17 protein-coding genes and 1 riboswitch are annotated in these 23,000 nt (G+C 65.5%); of the genes, 8 read left to right on the forward strand and 9 right to left on the reverse strand.

Features of this window, described 5'->3' with window-relative positions; genetic code table 11:
• The first annotated feature begins 220 nt into the window (after positions 1-220).
• Positions 221-1,807 carry an L-aspartate oxidase gene (gene nadB, locus MY55_RS20160; protein ID WP_047238506.1) on the forward strand — a complete coding sequence of 529 codons (1,587 nt, stop codon included), beginning with the start codon at positions 221-223 and terminating at the stop codon, positions 1,805-1,807.
• 72 nt (positions 1,808-1,879) lie between these two features.
• Here the strand turns inward: nadB and MY55_RS20165 are convergent, their stop codons facing one another.
• Together MY55_RS20165 and MY55_RS20170 are read right to left on the reverse strand one after the other, a co-directional pair.
• On the reverse strand, positions 1,880-2,983 hold the full coding sequence (locus MY55_RS20165; RefSeq protein ID WP_065202927.1) for a ferritin-like domain-containing protein: 1,104 nt from the start codon (positions 2,981-2,983) through the stop codon (positions 1,880-1,882).
• Positions 2,984-3,022: 39 nt separating this feature from the next.
• On the reverse strand, positions 3,023-4,954 hold the full coding sequence (locus tag MY55_RS20170; protein WP_065202928.1) for a hypothetical protein: 1,932 nt from the start codon (positions 4,952-4,954) through the stop codon (positions 3,023-3,025).
• 245 nt (positions 4,955-5,199) lie between these two features.
• Positions 5,200-5,263: riboswitch (Fluoride riboswitch) on the forward strand.
• A gap of 79 nt (positions 5,264-5,342) precedes the next feature.
• On the opposite strand from MY55_RS20170, the gene MY55_RS20175 reads away from it, so the two are divergent.
• Positions 5,343-6,641 (forward strand): voltage-gated chloride channel family protein, encoded by a 1,299-nt coding sequence (locus tag MY55_RS20175; RefSeq protein WP_043581263.1) that lies wholly within the window; start codon positions 5,343-5,345, stop codon positions 6,639-6,641.
• A gap of 83 nt (positions 6,642-6,724) precedes the next feature.
• A complete protein-coding gene (locus MY55_RS20180; RefSeq protein ID WP_043581261.1) occupies positions 6,725-7,489 on the forward strand; it encodes an SDR family oxidoreductase in 765 nt (254 codons plus the stop codon).
• 13 nt (positions 7,490-7,502) lie between these two features.
• On the opposite strand, the gene MY55_RS20185 is transcribed toward MY55_RS20180, so the two are convergent.
• Positions 7,503-8,330, reverse strand: a complete 828-nt coding sequence (locus tag MY55_RS20185; protein WP_157889395.1) for a CHAD domain-containing protein — start codon at positions 8,328-8,330, stop codon at positions 7,503-7,505.
• A 341-nt stretch (positions 8,331-8,671) separates the two neighbouring features.
• On the opposite strand from MY55_RS20185, the gene MY55_RS20190 reads away from it, so the two are divergent.
• Entirely contained in the window at positions 8,672-9,781 is a 1,110-nt protein-coding gene (locus MY55_RS20190) for a chitosanase (RefSeq protein WP_047244446.1), read from the forward strand.
• Between the two features lie 46 nt (positions 9,782-9,827).
• On the opposite strand, the gene MY55_RS20195 is transcribed toward MY55_RS20190, so the two are convergent.
• Together MY55_RS20195 and MY55_RS20200 are read right to left on the reverse strand one after the other, a co-directional pair.
• Complete coding sequence (locus MY55_RS20195; protein WP_157889396.1) at positions 9,828-12,146, reverse strand: penicillin acylase family protein; 2,319 nt, start codon at positions 12,144-12,146, stop codon at positions 9,828-9,830.
• A 184-nt stretch (positions 12,147-12,330) separates the two neighbouring features.
• Positions 12,331-12,744, reverse strand: a complete 414-nt coding sequence (locus MY55_RS20200) for a MerR family transcriptional regulator (RefSeq protein WP_043581258.1) — start codon at positions 12,742-12,744, stop codon at positions 12,331-12,333.
• 329 nt (positions 12,745-13,073) lie between these two features.
• Here MY55_RS20200 and MY55_RS20205 point away from each other — a divergent pair, with 329 nt between their 5' ends.
• Positions 13,074-14,312, forward strand: a complete 1,239-nt coding sequence (locus MY55_RS20205) for an NADH:flavin oxidoreductase/NADH oxidase family protein (protein WP_047237624.1) — start codon at positions 13,074-13,076, stop codon at positions 14,310-14,312.
• Positions 14,313-14,428: 116 nt separating this feature from the next.
• Here the strand turns inward: MY55_RS20205 and MY55_RS20210 are convergent, their stop codons facing one another.
• The 3 genes from MY55_RS20210 to MY55_RS20220 form a co-directional block, all read right to left on the reverse strand.
• Positions 14,429-15,031 (reverse strand): c-type cytochrome, encoded by a 603-nt coding sequence (locus tag MY55_RS20210; RefSeq protein ID WP_065202929.1) that lies wholly within the window; start codon positions 15,029-15,031, stop codon positions 14,429-14,431.
• Positions 15,032-15,043: 12 nt separating this feature from the next.
• Positions 15,044-16,363, reverse strand: a complete 1,320-nt coding sequence (locus tag MY55_RS20215; protein ID WP_053006777.1) for a hypothetical protein — start codon at positions 16,361-16,363, stop codon at positions 15,044-15,046.
• A 142-nt stretch (positions 16,364-16,505) separates the two neighbouring features.
• Positions 16,506-17,384 carry a LysR family transcriptional regulator gene (locus tag MY55_RS20220; RefSeq protein ID WP_043581252.1) on the reverse strand — a complete coding sequence of 293 codons (879 nt, stop codon included), beginning with the start codon at positions 17,382-17,384 and terminating at the stop codon, positions 16,506-16,508.
• 123 nt (positions 17,385-17,507) lie between these two features.
• Between MY55_RS20220 and MY55_RS20225 the strand changes: the two genes are divergently transcribed.
• Complete coding sequence (locus tag MY55_RS20225; protein ID WP_065202930.1) at positions 17,508-18,470, forward strand: amidohydrolase family protein; 963 nt, start codon at positions 17,508-17,510, stop codon at positions 18,468-18,470.
• 290 nt (positions 18,471-18,760) lie between these two features.
• On the opposite strand, the gene aguA is transcribed toward MY55_RS20225, so the two are convergent.
• Positions 18,761-19,867, reverse strand: coding sequence for an agmatine deiminase (gene aguA, locus MY55_RS20230; RefSeq protein ID WP_065202944.1), 1,107 nt, complete (start codon positions 19,865-19,867; stop codon positions 18,761-18,763).
• A 258-nt stretch (positions 19,868-20,125) separates the two neighbouring features.
• On the opposite strand from aguA, the gene MY55_RS20235 reads away from it, so the two are divergent.
• Together MY55_RS20235 and MY55_RS20240 are read left to right on the forward strand one after the other, a co-directional pair.
• Positions 20,126-21,061 (forward strand): LysR family transcriptional regulator, encoded by a 936-nt coding sequence (locus MY55_RS20235; RefSeq protein ID WP_065202931.1) that lies wholly within the window; start codon positions 20,126-20,128, stop codon positions 21,059-21,061.
• A 187-nt stretch (positions 21,062-21,248) separates the two neighbouring features.
• Positions 21,249-22,955, forward strand: a complete 1,707-nt coding sequence (locus tag MY55_RS20240) for an amidase (RefSeq protein WP_065202932.1) — start codon at positions 21,249-21,251, stop codon at positions 22,953-22,955.
• Positions 22,956-23,000: the final 45 nt, after the last annotated feature.

The following is a 23,000-nucleotide window of genomic DNA, read 5'->3' on the forward strand; positions in this document are numbered from 1 at the left end:
CACAAAAAATGAACTTTCTTCGACCGGCCCGCGCAAGGTATTGATTTGCAAGAAAAGCCGTGAGAAAGAATTTCAGGCCCGCAGCCATTGCGGCAAGAAAACCGCCACAGTCGGACCTGGCTGGCCACCGGAAATGCGGCGTCGGCTACGCGCCAACAGGCGATTCTGCTACGCTTCCATGCGTTTGGCACGCAACGTGCCTGCCGTGGACACTCTATATATGCTCAAATTCGATGTGCTGATTATCGGCAGCGGCCTGGCCGGCATGACGCTGGCGCTGCATCTGGCGGAAAAACGCAAGGTGGGCCTGATCACCAAACGCGACCTGCTGGAAGGCAGCTCCACTTATGCCCAAGGCGGCATCGCCGCCGTGCTGGATACCGACGACTCGGTGGAAGACCACATCCGCGATACGCTGATCGCCGGCGCCGGCCTGTGCAATGAAGACACCACCCGCTTCATCGTCGAGCACTCCAAGGAGGCGATAGACTGGCTGATCGAGCTGGGCGTGCCCTTCACCCGCGACGACGAGCATCAGACCGGTTATCACCTGACGCGCGAAGGGGGCCACAGCCATCGCCGCATCATCCATGCCGCCGATGCCACCGGCGCCGCGGTGACCAGCACGCTGGGCCAGAAGATCAAGGCGCATCCGAACATCACCGAGCTGGAACACTATATAGCGATAGACCTGATCACGTCGCAGAAGCTGGGCCAGGACGGCAAGCGCGCTTACGGCGTCTACGCCTTGGACAAGAACAGCGACGAGGTCGTCACCATCGCCGCCCAGCACACCATCCTGGCGTCCGGCGGCGCCGGCAAGGTTTACCTCTATACCACCAATCCGGATACCGCCACCGGCGACGGCATCGCGATGGGTTGGCGCGCCGGCTGCCGCGTCGGCAATATGGAGTTCATGCAGTTCCATCCGACCTGCCTGTACCATCCGCATTCCAAATCCTTCCTGATCACCGAAGCCGTCCGCGGCGAAGGCGGCATTCTGAAACTGCCGGATGGCACCCGCTTCATGCCGCAGCACGATCCGCGCGGCGAGCTGGCGCCTCGCGATGTGGTGGCGCGCGCGATAGACTTTGAAATGAAGAAGCACGGCCTGGACTGCGTTTATCTGGACATCTCTTATAAGCCGGCGCAATTCATCAAGGAACACTTCCCCAATATCTACGCCCACTGCCTGGAGTTGGGCATAGACATCACCCAGCAGCCGATACCGGTGGTGCCGGCGGTGCATTTCACCTGCGGCGGCATCGTCACCGACCTGGCCGGCCGCACCGACGTGGCCGGACTGTACGCGGTGGGCGAAGTGGCGCATACCGGCCTGCATGGCGCCAACCGCCTGGCCAGCAACTCGCTGCTGGAGTGCCTGGTGATAGGCAAGGCCGCGGCGGCCGACATCCAGGCGCAGGACGCCATCAAACTGCCGGCGATTCCGGCCTGGGACGACAGCCGCGTCACCGACCCGGACGAGGAAGTGGTGATCTCGCACAACTGGGACGAGCTGCGGCGCGCGATGTGGGACTACGTCGGCATCGTCCGCACCAACAAGCGGCTGGAACGGGCGCTGCACCGCATCGATCTGCTGAAGGGCGAGATCGACGAGTATTACAGCAACTTCCACGTCAGCAACGACCTGATCGAGCTGCGCAACCTGGTGCAGACCTCGGAGCTGATCGTCCGCTCCGCGCTGCTGCGCAAGGAAAGCCGCGGCCTGCACTACAGCCGCGACTATCCTGACCTGCTGCCGCAAGCCCGCGACACGGTGCTGGAGCCGCCCCCGCGCCAGGACTGAGTCCGCCGCAAGCCAAGCGAAACGGCCGCCGTGCCCTGATTAAGGCGTGGCGGCCGTTCTTTATCTACGGCTTCACTCTTCGTCAGGATGATGGGTACGCATGAACGGCGGAGCCGCCAGCACGCCGGGCACGTCAGGGTTGGCCAGGTTCTGCATCACTTTCTGCGCCACCAGCTTCAACTCGTACATGATGCCCAGCGCGGCATCCAGCTGATTCGGCTCGCCGTTGAAGGTGCGGTTCAGCGCCACCAGCAGGTTTTGATACGCTTGGTAGAACTGCGTGCCGCTGACCGCCGCGCCGCTGCCCTTGGCGTAGTCGGACAAGGCGGCGTTGGGCAGCAGCGGATAAACGCCGGTTTCATCCAGCGGCACCGGTTCTCCGCTGTACGACCAGCCGGACACGCTGGCCGGGTCGCGCACCAGGCGCTTGCCGTAATAGATCTCGCCAAACTTGAAGTAATGGGCGTAGCCGCCTCTCGGGTCTTCCTTTGGGTTGATCTTGTCGTCCTGGATCTGCAGGCCTTCGCCCTGGCGGACGATGGTCATGATCGCCGCCCGGGCGGAGCCGATATCGTAAACCTTGCCTTCCGGATGGCCTGGCACCTCGGGAGGGAACCACTTGCTGATATCCACTTGTTGCTCCAGCCTCGGGCGGGCGAAACAGGGCACCCCGGCTGCCACCAGTTCTTCCAGCTTGTGCAGAATGGCCATATAGAAGTCGCCGATAGACTCGTAGCCGGAGTTGTCGGCCAGTTCCGGCGCCGTCTCGCCCGGCAGGATGGCCTCGGTATCCGGCCGCTCCACCGCCATGAAGACCTCGAACGCCTGCAGCCGGGTCAATGACTTCAGCGTTACCGTCAGCCCCTCGTCGACGCACATCGGCAGCGGCCCCGGATACTGCAGGCTGCGGCCGTCCGCCACGATGTCCGGGTTGCCGCCGATCGCGATCAGCGCATTTGCCGCCAGCGTCATGTGCAGCATTTCCTCCACCACCACCGACTGCACCAGCGCGCGCGACGCCTGGTTCTGGCCCGGCATCACCGAGAACTGCGCGGTCAGGTAAGGCGGGATGGTGGCCAGTTCCAGCCGCACCGCGCCGGCCAGCATTTCCCGCACATCCTCAACGGAAGCGGCCGCGCGCAGCTTGGCCATCAATTCTGGACGAATTTTCAGCATGGACTCTTCTTTCTCTTGTCGGGCGATGGGATGACCGGCTCAGCGGCCGGCCTTGCGGCTCTTGCTGGCGGTGGGCGCGGCGCGCGCGGCGGCGATGTCCGCCTCGCCGGGCATCGCGCTGGGCCGCAACGGACAACGTTTGCCGAACATCAGTTGCCGGTCCATGGTGTTGCCGGTGCGGTCCATCACATCCTGAAAGTAATTGATCAGCATCCGCCGCTTGCTGGACGACAGGTCGCGGGTGACCGGCATCTGGTCCGGATCCTCGATCGGCTTGTCGAACACGAAGCGCATGATGGCGGCGCAGGCATCGGCCACGCCCTGCTTGGAAAAGTCGAACAAGCCCTGGCTCATCACCGGATAGAGATTGGCATACTGCTGCAGGATGGGTTGCACATCGTCCCAGCGCGGGTGTTCCAGGTTCACCTGCTGCCCAGGCTGCGGATAGGTGCTGAACACCATGAGCGCCAGATTGTCGTAAGGTTGCTGCACCGCCGGATTGTCGCCGGCGAAGTTGTAATTGATGGTGAACAACTGGCCGTCCATGTATTCGCGCGGCGTCGCCATGAACTCGGGGCCGTGCACCGTGAACTGCGCGGTGCCATCGGCGCCGGTCACCACTTCGCGCGGCTCGATGCGGATCGCGCCGCCGGGCACATTGTTGACGGGCAGCAGCGCCCGCGGCGTGGTGGCGGCATCCGGGCTGGTGGGCGTGTTGTCGTAATCCAGCGCCGGGCCCGCCGCCCAGAACTCCATTCTCGCCCCCGCCGCCGGCTGGCCGTAGGTAGCCGCGTACAGGGTGGTGACGAGGCGGTTTTTCGCCGGATCGTTGGGGTCCAGCCGAGTGGCGAAGTCCTCGACCCTCACCTCATTACCCAGCAGCGCCTCGCGCACGCAGACCTGCGCGTTGCCGTTGCTGTCGTTGATCTGGATGATGGCCAGCGGCTGGCCCTCGGTCTGGCGCAAGGCATCGCCGCTCAGCGGCAGCGACTGGATGCCAGCCTGCACATTCTGCAGCGCCTGCGAAGTGTCCACCGTTCCCAGGTAAATGTAATCGCCCGGCCCGATTTCGGCGTCCTGCGCGGTCAACGCGTTTTTCAGGATCGCGTACTGCAAAACGCCCAGGTACTTGACCTGGTTATCCGGCCCCAGCGGCAAGGCGTTGCTCAGGTCCACCTGCAAGCTGCCGCTGGCGCTGTCTATATAAGAGGAAAAACAGCCGATGCCGTTGCTGCTGACCAGATCGGCGCCCTGCTGGGTAGTGGGCATGAAACGGCGCCCCAGGATGAAGGAGCGCGGCTGTCCCGCATGGACAGGACCGATGGCGCCCAGCACCGTGCCGTAGCCGAAGCGCGGGTTGGACGCGTCCATATTGTAGCCATAGGTGCTCAGGCGGACAGATAGCCGCCCCTGCTCGCTGACCCGGATCAACTGATCCAGCAGGGGACTGTCGAAATCGTCCAGATGCCACTCGACATTCGTCAGCACCGACTGAAACATCGCCGAAGCGCCGCTGTCACCGCCACCGCTGCCGCGGGTGAACCACAGGTCGCGAAACGGGTTGCTTTCGTAGTCGGCGGTCATGATGGGCGTGCCGTCCGGCCTGAGCAGCGATACCGCCAGGCCATAGAGATTGGACGCCAGCTGCCAGTCCGGATCCAGATCCACCATCTTGCCTGAAGGCTTGCCGATGGCGTTGCCCACCGTACAGGACAGCAGCGGGTCGAGCCCGGATTCAGTGATCAGCACGCCGTCCGGCCCGCGCAGGCTGGTGACCTGGCAGTCGGCGAAACGCATGATGGCGGTGCCGGTGGGATGCCACCAGCCGTTGTACGACTGCTTGGTCTGGAAATCCTGGAACGCGGGCTCGAAATTGTCGATGTCGTAGTGGCGGGGGTCGTTGTTGACGGTGGAGACATCGGCCTGGAAACTGCCGGCGAACGCCAGCCGGGGAAACTGCAGATAACTCATATCGGCTCCTTGTACGCATGGAACTGCCTTAAAGAGGAAGGGCTGCACCACTTGCATCGGATGCATGCCGAGGCAATCGCCATGTCGCGCAAGGGGGAATTTCCAAAGCATGCGGCAGGTATAGGTAGCGACCGTAAGGACAGCAATGGCCTTTCAGACAGGTGACAGCAAGGCCATCGTTGCAGGAGCACGATGACAATCCGCGCCCGGACTTGCCGCCGCGCGCGCCGCGCCCTAGAATCTACGCTTCAGATGGAGATGGCATTCCTCCGCCAACCGCCCACAAGGGCTGATGATGCCTACAGCGTTCCCTGGCCAGGGAAGCTGTGGGCGCGCCCCGGTTTTCTCCTGTCCAGGTTTGTTCAATGCGATCAGACGATGGACTTCCATGCCTTACACCCAACTCATCCGCCGGCTCGCCCCGCTGCCCCACCTCGGCAAATGGCTGTTGCTGTCCGGCATAGTGGCCGCGCTCGCCGGCTGCGCATCCGCTTTCTTCCTGCTGGCGCTGGACTGGGCCAGCCGCTGGCGCCTGGCCCATCCGGCGGCCATCTGGCTGCTGCCCGTCGCCGGCTTCGCCGTCGGCTGGCTTTACCTGCGCTTCGGCCGGGAAGTGGAGGCCGGCAATAATCTGCTGCTGGATGAAATCCACGATCCCCGCCGCATCATCCCGTTGCGGATGGCGCCGCTGGTGCTGGCGGGAACCATCGCCACCCATTTGTGCGGCGGCTCGGCCGGACGGGAAGGCACCGCGGTGCAGATGGGCGGCGCGCTGGCCGACCAGCTCAACCGCTGGCTGCCGCTGCGGCCGGCGGACCGCGGCATCCTGCTGAGCGCCGGCATCAGCGCCGGTTTCGCCTCGGTGTTCGGCACGCCACTGGCCGGCGCCGTCTTCGGACTGGAAGTGCTGGCCATCGGACAGCTGCGCTACGACGCCATCCTGCCCTGCCTGCTGGCCGCGGTGGCCGCCGACAGGCTGGGCTTGGCGCTGGGCATCCAGCACAGCCATTACGCCATTCCCTTTGTCCCGCCCCTGAACGCCTGGAACATGCTGGCCGCGGTGCTGGCGGGCGTCGCCTTCGGCCTGGTCGCCAGGCTGTTCTCCAGCGCGACCCACGCCGTCGGCGGAGCGTTCAAACGCTTCATCCGCTACGCGCCGCTGCGGCCATTGGCCGGCGGCGCCATGGTGGCCGCCGCCGCCAGCCTGCTCCCGGCCGACGCGTATCTCGGCCTGGGCCTGCCCACTCTCGCCGCCGCTTTCCAGCAGCCGCTGCCCAGCTACGACTTCGCCGGCAAGCTGGCCTTCACCGCGCTGACCCTGGGCGCCGGCTTCAAGGGCGGCGAGGTGACGCCGCTGTTCTATATCGGCGCGACGCTGGGCAACGCGCTGGCGCCGCTGCTGCAGCTGCCCTTCCCCCTGCTGGCCGGCATGGGCCTCGCCGCGGTGTTCGCCGGCGCGGCCAACACGCCGCTGGCCTCCACCGTGATGGCGATGGAGCTGTTCGGCCCCGAAGCCGGCGTCTACGCCGCGCTAGCCTGCGTGGTCAGCTATCTGTGCTCCGGCCACGCCGGCATCTACCGCGCGCAGCGGGTGGCCCAGGCCAAGCACGGCGCGTTGCCGGCGCAAATCCGGCTGGCCGATCTGCCAGCCTGGCGCGCGGCGCGATCCTCCGCCCGGCCGGATTGAAGTCGGCAAGAATCGGAATGCCCGCCGGCGCGGCATCGCGGAAACTGGGGCCTCATTCCTTTCATCAGACATGAGGCCGCCAAATGGGCTTGCTAGACCGTAAAACTGCCATCATCACCGGAGCCAGCTCCGGCATCGGCCGCGAGGCCGCCCTGCTGTTCGCCCGCGAGGGCGCCAAGGTCGTCGTCGTGGCGCGCCGGGGCCACTTGCTGGATAGCCTGGTGGACGAAATCGCCGCCGCCGGCGGCCAGGCCGCCGCGCTGGCCGCGGACGCCAGCGACGAGCGCGCCGCCCAAGCGATGGTGGAACTGGCGCTGGGCCGTTTCGGCGCCCTGGACATCGCCTTCAACAACGCCGGCGCGCTGGGCGCGCCCGGCAGCCTGCCCGATCTGGCGCTGGACGACTGGCGCCGCACGCTGGACGCCAACCTCACCAGCGCCTTCCTCTGCGCCAAATACCAGATTCCCGCCATGCTGAAACAAGGCAAGGCCTCGCTGATCTTCACCTCGTCCTTCGTCGGCCACGCGGTGGGCCTGCCGGGCATGGCGGCCTACGCCGCCGCCAAATCCGCGCTGGTTGGCCTCACCAGATCGCTGGCGGCGGAGTATGGCGCGCAAGGGCTGCGGGTGAACGCCCTGCTGCCGGGCGGCACCGATACCGAGATGGGGCAGGCGGCGACGCCGACCGCGGAGCAGCGCGCCTGGGTGGAAAACCTGCACGCGCTCAAACGGCTGGCCAGCCCGGCCGAAATCGCCGGCGCCGCGCTGTACCTGGCATCGGACCTGTCCGGCTTCACCAGCGGCGCGGCGCTGTTCGCGGATGGCGGCGCCAGCAGCGCCCGCGGCTAAGCCAGCGGCCGCCTCACCAAAAGCGCTTGGCTCGCTCCAGGCGCGCCAGCGCCCGGCCCAGCCGCTGCCCGGCCTGCGCCGCCGCCTGGGCCAGCCAGCCATCGACAAAGCCCGCCGCCCGCGCCAGCTCGCCATCTTCCGCCGGGCCGCACTGCGCCAGCAGCGCCCGGCCCGCCGCCGCGTCGTGAATCGCGCCCAACAGGTCCTGCACCCGCTGCAGGCGGAACAGATAGCGCGCCGCCGCGCCGGCGTCGAACAATGGCGCGAAGAATTCCGCCGCATAGCGCAGCGCCTTGGCTTGCTTGCGCAACTGATGCAACTGTTCCGGATCCAGCGTCCGCCAGCGCTCCGCCAAGCGGCGCAGCCCGCGCCGCCGCCGCCGCAGAATCCGCCGGGCGAAGCGCCGCAGCTTGGCGTCCGCGTCCTCAAGCTGCGGATGGCGGCAAGACGACAACAGCCTCTCACAGCAAGCCGACTCCAGCGCTGCTTGCGCCTCGCGCCGGCAGCGCTCCGAGCGCTGCGCCAAGGCCTGCCGCAGCTTGCCTAAGCCTGCGCCGCCGCCCGCCGCGGCCTCTGCCGCCGGCAGCGCCTCCACTAGCAGCACGTCCAGATCGCGCGCCTGCCCGAGCTGGCCGGCCAGCCATTTCAGATCGGCGGCCGCCGCATCCCCATCCGCGTCGCGGGCGGAGAATATCTTGCGCGCGCAGCGCAACCGGCGCAGCGCCACCCTGGCCTGGTGCAGGCACTCATGGTCGACGCCGGCCTTGGCGCCCGCCAGATTGGCCTGGAAATGGCGCAGGCATGCCGCCGTCACCACCCGGCCAGCTTGCCGGGGCGACATCGCCGGATGCAAAGCCGGCGCCCGCATCCTTTCCGCCACAGCCCTCCCGCCAGCCATGCTTGCCTCCCCTCCGCCACACCAGCTTTCCGCGCGCATTACGCATCCATCATCCAATATAGCCAGCGCGCTTGCCCGCCCCGGCGTCATGCTTGCCTGGCAAAACATCCTGGCCAGCCTAGTCAAAATTCATAAAGTATTTTTCATATCAAGTAGTTACTTATTCGCAAAAGTCGTATGTACGAGTTGCCGTAAAAAATCAAATGGCATATAAAAGCGTTTGTTTGACCGCCTGTCCGCAGCGGCGACCGCCGCGCTACTTCGCAACCATTTCGGAGAACGCTTTGAAAAACGCAAGCGCAAGACAGCTGTCCACCATCCTGAAAACCTGCCTGCCCCTGCTGGCCGCGCTGGCTCTGGCGAATCAGGCCGCGGCCCAGGGCTCCCATGCCGGCGCGCCGGCCCGGCAAGCCGCCCATCTCCAGGCCTGCGGCGCGGCCTGGGATGCCGCCGCGCCCTATCCCGCCGGCAGCCTGGCCAGCCGCGGCGGCGTCAACTACACCGCCGCCTACTGGACCCAGGGCAATGCTCCGTCGGCGGACAGCGCGGGAGCCGGCCAGCCCTGGATAGCCGGCGCCAGTTGCCGGCCGGCGGCCAAGACCGCCGCCAAGGCGGCCGACCATGACGCCAACTTCTCGCCGGCCACGCTGCAGTTTCTCAAGGCCAACACCGGGCTGGACGGCGAGCAGTGGGACAACATCATGAAGCTGATCAACAAGCCGGAGCAGGACTCGCTGGATTGGACCAAGTTCTACGGCTACTGCGAGGACATCGGCGACAAGCGCGGCTTCACCATCGGCATTTTCGGCGCCACCACCGGCGGCCCCAACGACGGCGGCCCGGACGCCCCTGCGCTGTTCAAGGCATTCGACGCCGCCAGCGGCGCGGCCAACCCGTCGATAATCGGCGGCTTGAACCGCGCCGGCGCCCACGGCGCGATGCAGGGCGCCATTCTCAAGATCAGCGACGACAAGAAAACCTTCTGCAACAAGATAGGCGCGCTGCAGAACAACGCCGCCTGGCGCGAAGCGATGTGGCGCACCTTCTACGCCGTCTACATCCAGTTCAGCGTCCAGCAGGCGCGCCAGCGCGGCTTCAACAGCGCGCTGACGATAGGCTCCTTCGTCGACACCGCGCTGAACCAGGGTGCCAGCGGCGATTCCGGCACGCTGGCCGGCGTGCTGTCCCGCTCCGGCAACAGCGCCGACGAGAAAACGTTCCTGACCCGCTTCTACGCCGAGCGCAGCAAGATCGTGGACAGCAACGACTACAACCAGCCGCCCAACGGCAAGAACCGCGTCAAGCAGTGGAGCACCCTGCTGGGCATGGGCGAGACCGACCTGAAGAACGCCGACGCGGCGGTGCTCAAGGTGACCGGCTGGCAGATGAAGTAAGCGCAGCCGCCGGGCTGGCGCCCGGCGGCTTTTCCGGCCGCGCCGGCTATTCCCTCAGCCAGCGCCAGGCATAAGCCGGGTCGCGGCGGATGTCAGTTTGCGTGTATGGCAGGCGGATCCACTGCTTGCGGCTGAAGCGCTCGGTCTGGTCGCCGCTGTGCGGCGAGTCCGGATCGCTGGACTGCGAATAGGTGAGGAAAGCTTCTGCCTGCGGCAGGCCGGACTCGAACGACACCGCCATCAGGAACGAGGTGCCGGATTCCGGATTGAGTTCGCCATTGCCGCCCGGCCCGCTTTCGATGACGTTGTAGACATCTTCGCCGCCGCCGCCGTGGATCGGAATGCGTTTGCCGCCGCGCGCCGCGCGCTGGATCTCGCCCCATGGCCTGGAATAGGCGATGCCGGCGGCCTGCAAATCCTTGACCGCGTCGAACAAGGCCGCGCGCGCGGCGCTGGCCACCGCCGCATCGCCGATGCGCAACCCGCGCGGCGTCTGCAGCGGGCGCGCCGGATCGAAAGGCTGCCCCCAGTAGGCCACGCCGCTGCCGTTCAAGCGTCCGCGCCAGGCCTGGAACAGCGGCCATCCCACGCTATCCAGTTCGGCCTTGCCATCCCAGCGGGCCAAGATCCGGCAGGCATCCGCCGGCACCTGGCCGCTTCCCGACGTCCGGCATAAGCGCTTGAGATCGTCCAGCAACAGCGACGCGTAGTAGGAGCGGTTGGACAAGCCCATTTCCTGCAGCGCGTCCAGAGTGAAGCGCTGCTCGCCAAGCCGGCCCAGTATTTGCTGCAAGCCGTAGCGGGTGCGCGCGCCCTGCACGCCGCCGGCCGCGCTGACGATGTCCGGGTAGCCGGTCAGCGGCCGCGCCGGATTGGTCAGCCAGGCGCTGTCGTTGCTGTTCTGCACGAAGTCGCGCCGCGCCAGCGTCGGCAAATCCCTGGCTGCGAAGATGCCCGGCTGCGGCGTGCCTGCCGCATTGTCCCAGCGGCAGGCGGCGCGCGCGCCATCCAGCACCATCACGCCCTGGGCCAGCAAGGGCCGCGTCGCCGCCGGCATGCAAGCCTGCTGTTTTGCCGCGCCGACATTGGGCACCACGGTGACGTCGCCGAAGTAAACATTGCCGGCGCGGTCCGCCGCCAGGGTATGCACCCAGGGCAGGCCCAGCGTCGATTCCACCGCGGAACGCAGCTCCGCCAGCGAGCCGGCCCGGTTCATCCGCCACCAGGCATCCAGCATCCTGTCGTTGTCCTGATTGGCGTCGGCCAGCGCGTAGGCGCTTGCGGCGTCCCAATCCAGTTGCCCCGGAAACGCCACCACCGGCCCCCACTCGCTCAGATAGAAGGTGTGTTGCAAGCGCTCCGGCGCGCCATTGGCGTCGCGGCCGACAATGCTGACCGTGACCGGCCGCAACGGCTTGGCCACGCCATCGACGATGTAGCGCGTCGGATCGCCCGGCGCCAGGCGCAAGGCGAACAGCGTGGAGTGCAGCGAGGTGTTGACGGTATGGGTCCAGGCGACGGCGCGGTTGAAGCCGATGTTCACCACCGGCAGCCCGCCCAGCGAAACGCCCATCGCATCCACCTTGCCCGGAATGGTCAGATGCTGCTCGTAAAAGCGGTAAGCGCCGTTCCAGGGGAAATGCGGATTGGCGTACAGCATGCCCGCGCCGGAATGGGTGGCTTCGCGCCCCAGCGCGATGGCGTTGGAACCCACCGGCCGGCGCTTGCCATACAAACCGCGCAGCGGTTCCTGGCCGACCGGCAGCCGCTGCTTGCGCGCCGCGCCGGCAGTCGGCGGAACCGCCGCCTGCAAGGCGCCGATGTATTGCGCGCCGGACGAAGTCACCGCGTAGCGCCGCATCATGCGGATCATGTCCAGCCGCTCCAGCGGCCGCGCCCACGGCTGGTTGCGGCAGGCCGCCGGCAAGCCGCCGACGCCGGTTTCGCGCAGATAGCGGTTCACCCCGGCCACATAGCCATCGAGCAGACTCCGCACCGCCTCCGGCTGGCGCGCGAAACTGGCGCGGATATTCGCGTCGCTGTTCAGGAAGGCGTAGTAGAAATCGCTGGCGGCATTGGGTATCTGTCCGCCATCCGGACTGGCGTAACTGCCCGCCGTGCCGAAGTAGCGGGAACGCTGGCCGCGGGCGGTCGCCATCTCTTCCGCCAGTTGGCAGAAATTGTCCTGCGCATAAGCGTAGCCGGCGCCGTAACCGAGGTTGCCTTCATTGCTGGCGGTGATGTGCGGAATGCCGAACGAAGTGCGCTGCACCAGCGCCTGATAGCCGGCATCGGCGCGCGCCGACGCCGGCAGGCAAGACAAGATGGACAAGGCCGTGCAGCCGGCGATGAGCGGTTTTGACACGATGATTCTCCTGCGATCGCGCGCCGCAGCCGGCGCGTCGGATTAGAGAGGAATCCGCGCCGTCGCAGAATGCCGGCGACATGCTTGGACCACTCGATTCTACGCATGAAAATTCAAATGGCATATCAGGAAAGATGGAGATGCCGTCAGCGATCAACCGCGGATGGCTCGATGCCGAGCCCGCTTAGGAATCTCCCGCCACGCCAAGGTTTGCCAGCACCCGGGCGGCGTTCTCCTTGCAATCCATGTCGTCCGGCTTGGCGGCGATCATCTGGATCAACGCCTGCAGATGCGCCTTGCTCTGGGCCAGCCGCGCCTGCAGCGCTTCGATATCCGCCACCTTGCGGCGCAGCGCGGACAGCAGTTCCTCATGCCGCCAGGACTGGAAATCGCCAGGCAGCAGCTGCCTGATTTCGTCCAGCGTGAAGCCGGCCTGCTGCGCGTCGCGGATGATCGACAGCACCGCCAGCGCTTCCGGCGGGTAGTCGCGGTAGCCATTCACCTGCCGGCTGGCCATCTTCAGCAAACCCTTGGACTCATAGAAGCGGATCGCCGACGCCGCCATGCCGCTGCGTTTGGCCAGTTCGCCGATTTTCATGCGCGCCCCCGCCCTGCCCAGGCTAAGGATTGCGAGACGGCGACGGCCGCCGGGACGGCTTGCTGGACAGTGGACATGGGCGGCGCCTCCGGATGACAGGACATTGCGCCACGCCTCCGCCAAGGGAGGATGGCTGATGCCATGCTAAGCTTAAAGCCAGCTTGAATGTCAACCTGGACCTTGCGGATCCCACGCCCAGCGTCCCGCGCGCTGAGCGATGAGCCCAATAGCCCGCGCGCCGCCGGGGACGGAATTTTTTGCGCCGCCAGGCTTGACCTTAAAGCGCGCTTTAATCCTATCGTGCAGCCATCGCCCCCCTGGAGAGCACGATGAACCCCTTCGCTTCGCTGACACTGCCGAATGGCAGCTTGTTGCCCAACCGCCTGGCCAAGGCCGCCATGGAGGAGAACATGGCCGACCGCGACCACGCGCCGTCCGAAGCATTGATCCGCCTGTACCGCGCCTGGGCGGAAGGCGGCACCGGGCTGATCCTCACCGGCAACGTGATGGTGGACCGGCGCGCGATGACCGGCCCCGGCGGCGTGGTGCTGGAGTCGGAGCGATTCGGCGTCCGCTTTGAGCAATGGTCCGCCGCCGCCCGCGCCCGCGGCGCGCAGATCTGGATGCAGATCAACCACCCGGGGCGCCAGATGCCGGCCGCGCTGGGCCAGCCCACCCTGGCGCCGTCGGCGGTGGCGATGGAGCTGGGCAATTTTTCCAAGCAGTTCGCCGCGCCGCGCGCGATGAGCGAGGCCGACATCGCCGACGTGAAAGCCCGCTTCGTCAACACGGCGCGGCTGGCGGAGCGGTTCGGCTTCAACGGCGTACAGATCCACGCCGCGCACGGCTACCTGATCAGCCAGTTTTTGTCGCCGATCACCAACCAGCGCGCCGACCGCTGGGGCGGCAGCCTGGAAAACCGCGCCCGCCTGCTGACCGACATCGTGCGCGAAGTGCGCGCGGCGGTGCGTCCCGGCTTCGCCGTGTCGGTGAAGCTCAATTCGGCCGACTTCCAGCGCGGCGGCTTCAGCGCCGACGACGCCAAACAGGTGACGGCCATGCTGAACCCATTGGGCGTGGACCTGATCGAGCTGTCCGGCGGCAGCTACGAAGCGCCGGCCATGCACGGCCAGACGCGCGACGGCCGCACGCTGGCGCGCGAAGCCTATTTCCTGGAATTCGCCCAGGACATCGCCGCCGTCGCGCGGATGCCCGTCATGGTGACCGGCGGCATCCGCCGCTACCCGGTGGTGGAGCAAGTGCTGGGCAGCGGCGTCGCCGTGGCCGGCATGGCCACCGCGCTGGCGATAAACCCCAATCTGCCCAATGCCTGGCGCAGCGACGCGACGGCCGCGCCGAGACTGCGCGCCATTCCCTGGAAAAACAAGGTGCTGGCCTCGGTCGGCTATATGGCGATGGTGAAATACCAGCTGCGCCGCCTCAGCCAGGGCAAGCGCGCCCGGCCGGACGTTGCGCCAGTCCTGGCGCTGTTGCAGCAGCAATGGGACGCCAAGATCCGCACCGGCCGCTATCGCCGCTGGATCCAGCGCCAAAGCGCAGCCGCGTGACGATGGCGGGCACGGCGACAGGAGGGCCGTCCGATCGCGCCCGGACATTCGCCCCCGGCAGCTCCACCGCCGCTCGGTTGTTTGCTGCATGCGGGCAAGTAAGCCAGGCGCGCGGGCTACAGGCTTTGCAAGTAGATGGCCAGATTGTGCAGATCGTCTTCGCTGAGGTCATGGACGATGGCCTGCATCGCCGCCGCCGCGGGCCGCTGGCGCGTGGAGAAGACCCGCAGTTGCTTGATCAGATAAGCCGCGTGCTGGCCCGCCAGCCGGGGCGCCTGTTCGCTGCCTTCGCCCCGCGCGCCATGGCAGGCGAAGCAGGCCGGCACGCTGTCGCCCTTGCCGCGCAGGAAAATCTCCTTCCCCGCCGCCAGTTCAGCGGCCGCCGCCGGCGGCGCCGGATTGGGCTTGGGCGTCTGCGCGGCGAAATAGCCGGCCACGCCGGCGATTTCCGCGCCTTTCAAGCCGCCGGCCACGCCCCACATATAGTCGTGCGCCGCCTGGTCGCTGCGGCTTTGCTCGCGGAACAGCTGCAGCTGCTGCTGCAAATACATGGCCTGCTGCCCCGCCAGGCGGGGAAACAGCGGCGAAACGCTATTGCCGTCCGCGCCGTGGCAATTGGCGCACCAGCCGCGCGCCAGCGACTCCGGATCTTTGTCCGCCAGGGCCACGCCTGCCGACAGCAACGCGCCGCACCAGCCTATCATCCATAGCGTTTTCATCGCACTCCCCTGTCAGAAGGCTATCCAGGTGTAGAGGTAGGTGACGTTGTTGTTGCGGGCGTTGCGTCCATTGCCGTCGTAATTGGCGCTGGCGCCCTGATACTTCAGAAAGCCGGTGTACTGCAGGCCCACCCGCCAATTGGGCTGAATCATGTAGTTGAGCTCGGCGATGCAGCCATTGGTATTGGGGCTGCCGGTAATGGGATAGACGATATTGTCGGCCGAACCGGTTTCAGAAAAATACGCCAAGGTCAGGCCATACCTGCGCTGATACCAGTAACTGCCCTTGATGCGGAAAGCGTTCAGCTGGCTGCCGGGATTTTGCACCGCGCTTCCCACTTGCGACGCGTCCCAAACGGTCCGCTCGTGGATGTAAGCGGCTTGCGCGGTGAACACATGCGGCTCGGACAAATACTGATACTGCGCGTCCAGGCCGGTATCGCGGTAGTGGTTGGTCGGCGAGCCGGGATCGGAAGGGTCGGTATGGACTCGCGCGTCCAGACCGAAAACGCCAGCCTCGATCGAGTGTTCCCTCCAATCATGGCTGTAGGCGAAACGCCCGTATGGATTGGTGCCATCCAGCCGGTTGCTCAAGGCGACCCCGCTTTTGAACAGCGAGGCGCCGCCCTTGGCCACGCGGTATCCGCCCAGCTCGAAGTACCAGGCTTTATTCAGGAATGCGTAAGCGCTGAGGCCGGCCGTCTGTTGCGCCAGCCCGCCCTCGATCAGCGTGGCCGGCGGCGCAATGCCCCAGGCTCCGGTCAAGTGGCTGCTTTGATAGGGATAGCCGAAGGCCGGCATCGTATTCCAGGCATCCTGCACCGTGGGATTGTTGTTGAGCGACAGCCCGTAGATCAGGTCCAGATCGCTGTTGGCGATGTGGTCGCTTAGCCGCCAATCGTTGTTGTCCGCCACCGTGTGGCCGGAAAAGTCCTGCGCGCCGGGATTCTGGTTCAACGCGTTGAAAGTCCATTGCGAGAACATGCCGACATGATCGCCGATCTTGCCCGCCACAAACAGGCTGCCGCCTTCTATCACCCCGTCGTTCTGCCTGGGATAGGCGCCGTCATTGCCCTGGGTGTTGCCGACATGGGAAATCGAGGCCTGGGCCATGGCCGCCAGCGGAAACAACTTGGCGGCGCCCAAAGTGTAGCCGGACAGCTTAAACAGCCTGCCATACGGCGTCAGTTCCGGAAAGCTGACGTGGCAGGCGATGCAGGCCTCGCCGGTCTGCCGCGCATAACTCGGCAAGGCCGACGCCGCCGCGGACCACAGCCAGGCGGCGCAAGCCATGAGCGCCCAGAGCCGCTTGAACAGATTCGTCGATCGCATTTGGCGCTCCCGGATGCTTAATCTGCAATGCTTCCGTTATAGGGACCGCCCAGCGGCTTGCCGCGCCAATAGCGAGCGGAAATTGATCTATCCCAAACAAAATCCGCCTCTCTCCTGCCGCTCCGCGCCCAAACGCGAGTGCTCAGCCCTTCAACATGTCCAGATAGCGCCGCGCAGCGCCCCATTCCTCGCCCGCGCGGCTGATCGCCGACAATTCCGACACCAGCGGCGAGCGCTCCGCCAACCGGCGATAAACGAGATTCGGCGCCGCCATTTTGCGCACCGGCGCGGGCACCAGGGCCAGACCCAGGCCCGCCGCCGCCAAGGCCAGCACCGACATGGTGCTGCCCACCTTGTAAGCGATGCGGGGTTCTGCGCCCAACAGCTGGCGCAACATCGGCAACTGGCCCTCGTCGTCGCCGTCTGCGGCGTAAACGATGAACGACTGCTCCCGCAAATCGTCCACGCGCAATGTCCGGCGCGCGGCCAAGGGATGCTGGCCGCCCATCGCCACCTCCCAATGCCAGCTGCCTGCTGGCCTGGCCTGCAGCCCGGCAGGCAGCGGATGGCCCAGCTGCGGGCAATAGCCGACGTCCAGCCTCCCCGCCAGAAGCGCTTCCAACTGCGCCGCCGGCGCCATTTCATGCAAGTCCACCGCCACATCCGGCCAGGCCGCATGGAATGCCAGCAAATCATCTGGCAAACGCCCCGCCGCCACGGCATTGCCGACAAAACCTATCCTCACCACGCCGGTTTCGCCGCGCGCGGCGCGGCGCATCACGTTCTTGGCGCGCTCGGCCTGCTCCACCGTGCGCCTCGCCTCGATCAGCAAAATTCTCCCGGCGTCGGACAGCTCCACCTTGCGCGTGCTGCGGTCAAACAGGGTGACGCCCAGCTCGTCCTCCAGCGCCCGGATCTGGGCGCTCAAGGCCGGCTGGACGATATGCAGCTTTTCGGCGGCCCGGCCGAAATGGCCCTCGTCGGCAACCGCCAGGAAATAGCGTAAATGGCGTAGTTCCATGCGCTCAAACTCATCACTGAAAATGATCAATATTGAAATTTAATCTATTGGAGTGATTTTTCAAACGCGCCTACTCTGAGCATCAGACGCCGCGCCGCGGCGCCATGAATCAGGAGCCACACCATGACCGCGACTCAACGCATCGATGTCCATCAGCATGTCGTCCCCCCATTCTGGGCTGACGCCCTGCCCGCCCACGGCGGCGACCCGTCCGGCTGGAAAAGCCCGGAATGGAGCCCCCAAAGCGCCATCGCCTTCATGGACAGCCAGGGCATCGCCACCGGCATGCTGTCGCTGACCGCTCCTGGCGTGCAGGGCTGGTCCGGCCAAGCCAAGCTGGACATGGCCCGCCGCGTCAATGAATACACCGCCGGCCTGGTGGCGCGCCACCCGGACCGCTTCGGCAACTTCGCCACCGTGCCGCTGCCGGACATCGAAGGCTCGCTGCGGGAGATTGAATACGCGTTCGACACGCTGCAAGCGGACGGCGTGGTGCTGCTCAGCAACTACGGCGGCCAATACCTGGGCGATCCGGCATTCGAGCCGGTGTGGGCCGAACTGAACCGGCGCCGCGCCACCGTGTTCATCCATCCTGGCAAACCGGCCATCGACGCCATCGCCGGCATGCCCGGCCCGCTGGTGGACTATCCCTTCGATACCACCCGCACCGCAGTGCAGATGGTGCTGAACGGCACGCTGGCCCGCCATCCGGACGTGAACGTCATCCTGTCCCATGCCGGCGGCTTTCTGCCGTACGCGTCCCATCGCTTCGCCGAACTGGCTCAGGGCGTGCGCGATGATGTTCCGGCGACAGCGGAATTGCTGCGCCTGTTCCAGCGCTTCCATTTCGACACCGCGCTCTCTTCCGGCCCCGCGGCCCTGCCCAGCCTGACCGCCTTCGCCGGCGTCGGCCGCATCCTGTACGGCAGCGACTACCCCTACGCGCCGGCGGAGGTTGGGGCATCATTCACCGCCAAGCTGGACGCATGCGCTGAACTGTCCGCGGCGGAACATGCCGCCATCAACCACCGCAACGCGCTGGAGCTGTTCCCGCGGCTGGCCAAAGTCCGTGGTTTAGCCGCATGAGACCGGGCTCGGGCCAGGACGGCGTATCTAACAAGAAAAGCCTTGCTGGGCCGTGCTTCTAGAAGGTGATGGGAGAGAAACGGGGGATGTCTTTGGGACGAGGAGCGGCAAGAAATGCCAAGCGGCAAGCATGCGCAGGCCGCGCCGCCAGCTTCTGCGCGGCCGGATCAACATGTCGACAGCGCTTCCTGTGACCGGCACCATAAGCTGGCCGCGCACGAAATTCCGCGCAAGCTTGGTTCATGGCAAACAGAAACGGCGGGAATTCACCCGCCGTTTACGAGAGCGCTTTAGCCAGCCTTGCCAGCTGGAATCTGCTGGGTGATGCAGTGGATATTGCCGCCGCCAAGCAGTACCTCGCGCGCAGGAACGCCGACAATTCGGTACTCCGGGAAGATCTCCTGCAAGCGGCTGGCCGCCGCGGCATCGGTGCGCTCATCCAGCAGCGGGAAAATGATCTGTCCGTTGCTGATCAGGAAGTTGACATAAGAAGCGGCCATGCGCTCGCCAACCTCACGCGGCACCGCCTGCCCGCTAGCCACCACGCCAGCCGTTTCATCCTGCTCGTAGAACAAGGGGCCCGGGGCCAGCATCTTGTGGATCTTGAGCTGGCGGCCCTTGGCGTCGCGCGCTTGGGACAGCACTTCGTAGGCGGCCTGCGAACGCGGATACTGCGGATCCTGCTCATCGTCGACCCAGTGCAGCACAACCTCGCCAGGACGGGCAAAGCAGCACATATTGTCGATGTGGCCGTCGGTTTCATCCATGAACACGCCTTCCGGCAGCCAGATGAAGTGCGTCACGTCCAGATACTCGGAAAGCAAAGCCTCGATCTGGGCTTGGGACAAATCCGGATTGCGATTGGGATTGAGCAGGCATTCCGCGGTGGTGAGCAGCGTGCCTTCGCCATCGACATGAATCGAGCCGCCCTCCAGCACCAGCGGAGCCGCGTAGCGATCAAAGCCATGATGGACCAACACCTGGCTGGCCACTTCACTATCCTGATCCCAAGGATGGTACAGCCCGCCGTTGAAGCCGCCCCAGGCATTGAACTTCCAGTCCACGCCGCGCAGATGGCCCGCCTGATCGATCACCATGGTCGGTCCGCTGTCGCGCATCCAGCAGTCATCGCTATTCATTTCCACCAGCGTGACTTCGGCCGGCATCACTGCGCGCGCCTGCGACATGAACGGTTCCGGCACGGCCATGAACACAGGCGTGGCCGCGGAAATGGCTTTGGCGATGGCGGCAAAGACCTGTTGCGCCTCGCGTCCGGCATGGCGCCAGTTATCCGGGCGCTGCGGCCAGATCATCCATACCGCCTGATGCTCGGCCCACTCGGCCGGCATGTGGAAACCATCGGCGGCCGGAAGACTATTGTGCGTTTTATTGTTCATGTTGATCACCATCGGCTTGATAAATGCCATCAGAAGTATTCAATGAATCGTGCATTTGCGGATGACAGACTCGGCGCGTCTCCCGATCTGCGCGATGCGGCGGCTCGACCAATGCACATTCGCCGGGCGGAACCGCCTGCTGGAACGGCAGATTTCCTCTGCGATGAACGACGAAGTGATTGACAGACGCAGTCTATGTAGCGCCAAACTATTCAGCAAATGAACAATACGAATACTTTCATAAATACGGTGAATGGTGTGAAGCTGCATCAACTGGATCTGAACCTGCTGCTGGCGCTGGATGCCCTGATCAGCCTGCGCAGCGTCACGCGGGCGGCAGAGAAACTGTTTGTCAGCCAGCCGGCGATGAGCCACTCGCTCAACCGCTTGCGGACCTTCTTCGACGACCCGCTGCTGGTGCGCTCGCCGCATGGCATGCTGCCGACGCAAAAAGCGCTCTACCTGCAACAGGGCGTCCATCAGGCGCTCAGCCTGCTGCAAAGCCATTTCAGCCAGCCGGAGGCCTTCGACCCGGCCACATCGGCGCGCCGCTTCACCCTGTGCACCACCGATTATGTAGAGTGCGTGCTGATTCCGCCACTGGTGAAAAAACTGGCGGAGGTCGCGCCCAATGTTCATATCGACATCACCATCCTGCGGGAAGACATTCCGGAACTGGCGCTTGCCGACGGTGAAATCGACTTCCTGCTGGGTTTTGACGAATACATGTCCATCCCCAGCTATCTGTGCCGGGAAACCTGGCTGAACGAGCCGCTGATCGGCATCTTGCGCCATGGCCACCCGCTCCAGAGCGATAGGCTGACACTGTCGGATCTGATCGCCTTGCCGCATGTCTTCCACGCGCCGCTAGGCAATCGGGGGTCGCCAATGGATGATTTTCTTGCCGCGCGCGGCTTGCAGCGCAAGATTTCGGTGCACAGCCAAAGCTATATGGCCGCAGCCGCCATCGTCAGCAACACCGATCATTTGTTTATCCTGCCCAAGAAAGTCGCGGCGATGATGGCGGGCTACTGGCCGTTGAAGATGGTGGCGTTGCCGGAAGAGTTGCCAGGCTATCACCTCAACTGCATCTGGCACCCAGTACAGGATAGTCATCCGGCGCTGCACTGGCTGCGCGATTTGATGCGCAAGCTCATCGAATCCGATGATGCGGCCCCGGTATTCGCCGTATGAATGAGTGCATTAAAATGAATCATTTTCCCGCATGATGCTATCTCTTGTAGATTAGCCGCCATATTGCAGAACAACCCATGCGCGCGCCGGCTGCCGTGCGGCGCCTGAGCGCGCCCACCCGCCTGCGCAAACCGGAAACGGTCGCCGCGATGGGCGTGAAATCCGTCTTTTGAGTGGAGGTAGTAGCATGATCGAGGTTACCGAACTATCCATTGCCGAACTGCGCGCGGCGCTCGAATCCGGGCGTACAACAGCGGTGGAACTGGTCAAGGCCTATCTGGCGCGGATAGCGGCCTACGATGGCCCCGCGACGGAGACCAGGCTCAATGCGGTGGTGGTGCGCAATCCGGATGCGATCCAGGAAGCCGAGGCATCCGATGCCCGTCGCGCCCGTGGCGAAACGCTGAGCCCGCTGGACGGCATCCCCTACACCGCCAAGGACAGCTATCTGGTGAAGGGGCTGACCGCCGCTTCCGGCAGCCCGGCGTTCAAGGATCTGGTGGCCCAACACGATGCCTTCACCATCGCGCGCCTGCGCGCAGCCGGCGCCATCTGCCTGGGCAAGACCAATATGCCGCCCATGGCCAACGGCGGCATGCAGCGCGGCTGCTACGGCCGCGCCGAAAGCCCCTACAACGCCGACTACCTGACGGCGCCGTTCGCCTCCGGCTCTTCCAATGGCGCCGGCACCGCTACGGCCGCCAGCTTCGCCGCCTTCGGCATGGCGGAGGAAACCTGGTCGAGCGGCCGCGGCCCGGCCTCGAACAATGGCCTGTGCGCCTATACGCCGTCTCGCGGGGTCATCTCGGTGCGCGGCAACTGGCCGCTGACGCCGACCATGGACGTGGTCGTGCCCTACGCCCGCACCATGGCGGACTTGCTCGAAGTGCTCGACGTCATCGTCGCGGACGACCCGATCAGCCGCGGCGACCTATGGCGCCTGCAGCCCTGGGTAAAGATTCCCAAAGCCTCCGAGGTCCGGCCGGATTCCTATTCCGGCCTGCTGGCCCAGCCCGACATGCTTAAAGGCAAGCGCTTTGGCATACCGCGCATGTACATCAACAAGGACGAGCTCGCCGGCACCAGCGAGAAGCCCGGCATCGGCGGCCCGACCGGCCAGCGCATCCATACCCGCGCGTCGGTGATCGACCTCTGGGAAGCCGCGCGCCAGGCGCTGGAAGCCGCCGGAGCGGAAGTCATCGAAGTGGATTTTCCGCTGGTTTCCAACTGCGAAGGCGATCGTCCCGGCGCGCCCACCGTATTCAACCGCGGCATCGTCTCGCCTGAGTTCCTCAATGACGAGCTGTGGGAGCTGTCCGGCTGGGCTTTCGACGAGTTCCTGCGCGCCAACGGCGACCCCAAGCTCAACAAACTGGCCGACGTGGATGGTCCGAAGATCTTCCCGCACGATCCTGGCACCTTGCCCAACCGGGAAGGGGATCTGGCCGCAGGCATGGACGAATACGTCAACATGGCCAAGCGGGGCCTCAAGCCCTATGACCAGATTGCAAGCGTGCCGGATGGTCTGCGCGGTCTGGAAAAGACCCGCAAGCTGGATCTGGAAGACTGGATGGATGCGCTGAAGCTGGACGCGGTGCTGTTCCCCACCGTGGCCGACGTCGGCCCGGCTGATGCGGACGTCAATCCGCGCTCCGCCGACATCGCCTGGAGCAATGGCATCTGGGTAGCCAATGGCAACCTCGCCATCCGCCATCTTGGCGTCCCCACGGTTACCGTGCCGATGGGGGTGATGGCGGATATCGGCATGCCTGTGGGGCTGACTTTCGCCGGGCGCGCCTATGATGACAACGCGCTGCTGCGCTTCGCCGGCGCCTTTGAAGCCACCGGCAACAAGCGCATGATCCCGCCGCGCACGCCGCCGCTGGCTCAATGAGCGCCAGCCAGGGCAGACCAGGACTGCTGTTCAGCCAGTAGCAGT

The sequence above is a fragment of the Chromobacterium subtsugae genome, assembly GCF_001676875.1.
GTDB lineage: Bacteria > Pseudomonadota > Gammaproteobacteria > Burkholderiales > Chromobacteriaceae > Chromobacterium > Chromobacterium subtsugae.

Bases quoted from the DNA above. Each gene is read 5' to 3' on its own strand.
- MY55_RS20220 (WP_043581252.1), bottom strand. From the start codon at position 17,384: ATGGAACTACGCCATTTACGCTATTTCCTGGCGGTTGCCGACGAGGGC.
- nadB (WP_047238506.1), top strand. From the start codon at position 221: ATGCTCAAATTCGATGTGCTGATTATCGGCAGCGGCCTGGCCGGCATG.
- MY55_RS20240 (WP_065202932.1), top strand. From the start codon at position 21,249: ATGATCGAGGTTACCGAACTATCCATTGCCGAACTGCGCGCGGCGCTC.
- MY55_RS20185 (WP_157889395.1), bottom strand. From the start codon at position 8,330: ATGTCGCCCCGGCAAGCTGGCCGGGTGGTGACGGCGGCATGCCTGCGC.
- aguA (WP_065202944.1), bottom strand. From the start codon at position 19,867: ATGAACAATAAAACGCACAATAGTCTTCCGGCCGCCGATGGTTTCCAC.
- MY55_RS20175 (WP_043581263.1), top strand. From the start codon at position 5,343: ATGCCTTACACCCAACTCATCCGCCGGCTCGCCCCGCTGCCCCACCTC.
- MY55_RS20205 (WP_047237624.1), top strand. From the start codon at position 13,074: ATGAACCCCTTCGCTTCGCTGACACTGCCGAATGGCAGCTTGTTGCCC.
- MY55_RS20225 (WP_065202930.1), top strand. From the start codon at position 17,508: ATGACCGCGACTCAACGCATCGATGTCCATCAGCATGTCGTCCCCCCA.
- MY55_RS20180 (WP_043581261.1), top strand. From the start codon at position 6,725: ATGGGCTTGCTAGACCGTAAAACTGCCATCATCACCGGAGCCAGCTCC.
- MY55_RS20165 (WP_065202927.1), bottom strand. From the start codon at position 2,983: ATGCTGAAAATTCGTCCAGAATTGATGGCCAAGCTGCGCGCGGCCGCT.
- MY55_RS20215 (WP_053006777.1), bottom strand. From the start codon at position 16,363: ATGCGATCGACGAATCTGTTCAAGCGGCTCTGGGCGCTCATGGCTTGC.
- MY55_RS20210 (WP_065202929.1), bottom strand. From the start codon at position 15,031: ATGAAAACGCTATGGATGATAGGCTGGTGCGGCGCGTTGCTGTCGGCA.
- MY55_RS20170 (WP_065202928.1), bottom strand. From the start codon at position 4,954: ATGAGTTATCTGCAGTTTCCCCGGCTGGCGTTCGCCGGCAGTTTCCAG.
- MY55_RS20200 (WP_043581258.1), bottom strand. From the start codon at position 12,744: ATGAAAATCGGCGAACTGGCCAAACGCAGCGGCATGGCGGCGTCGGCG.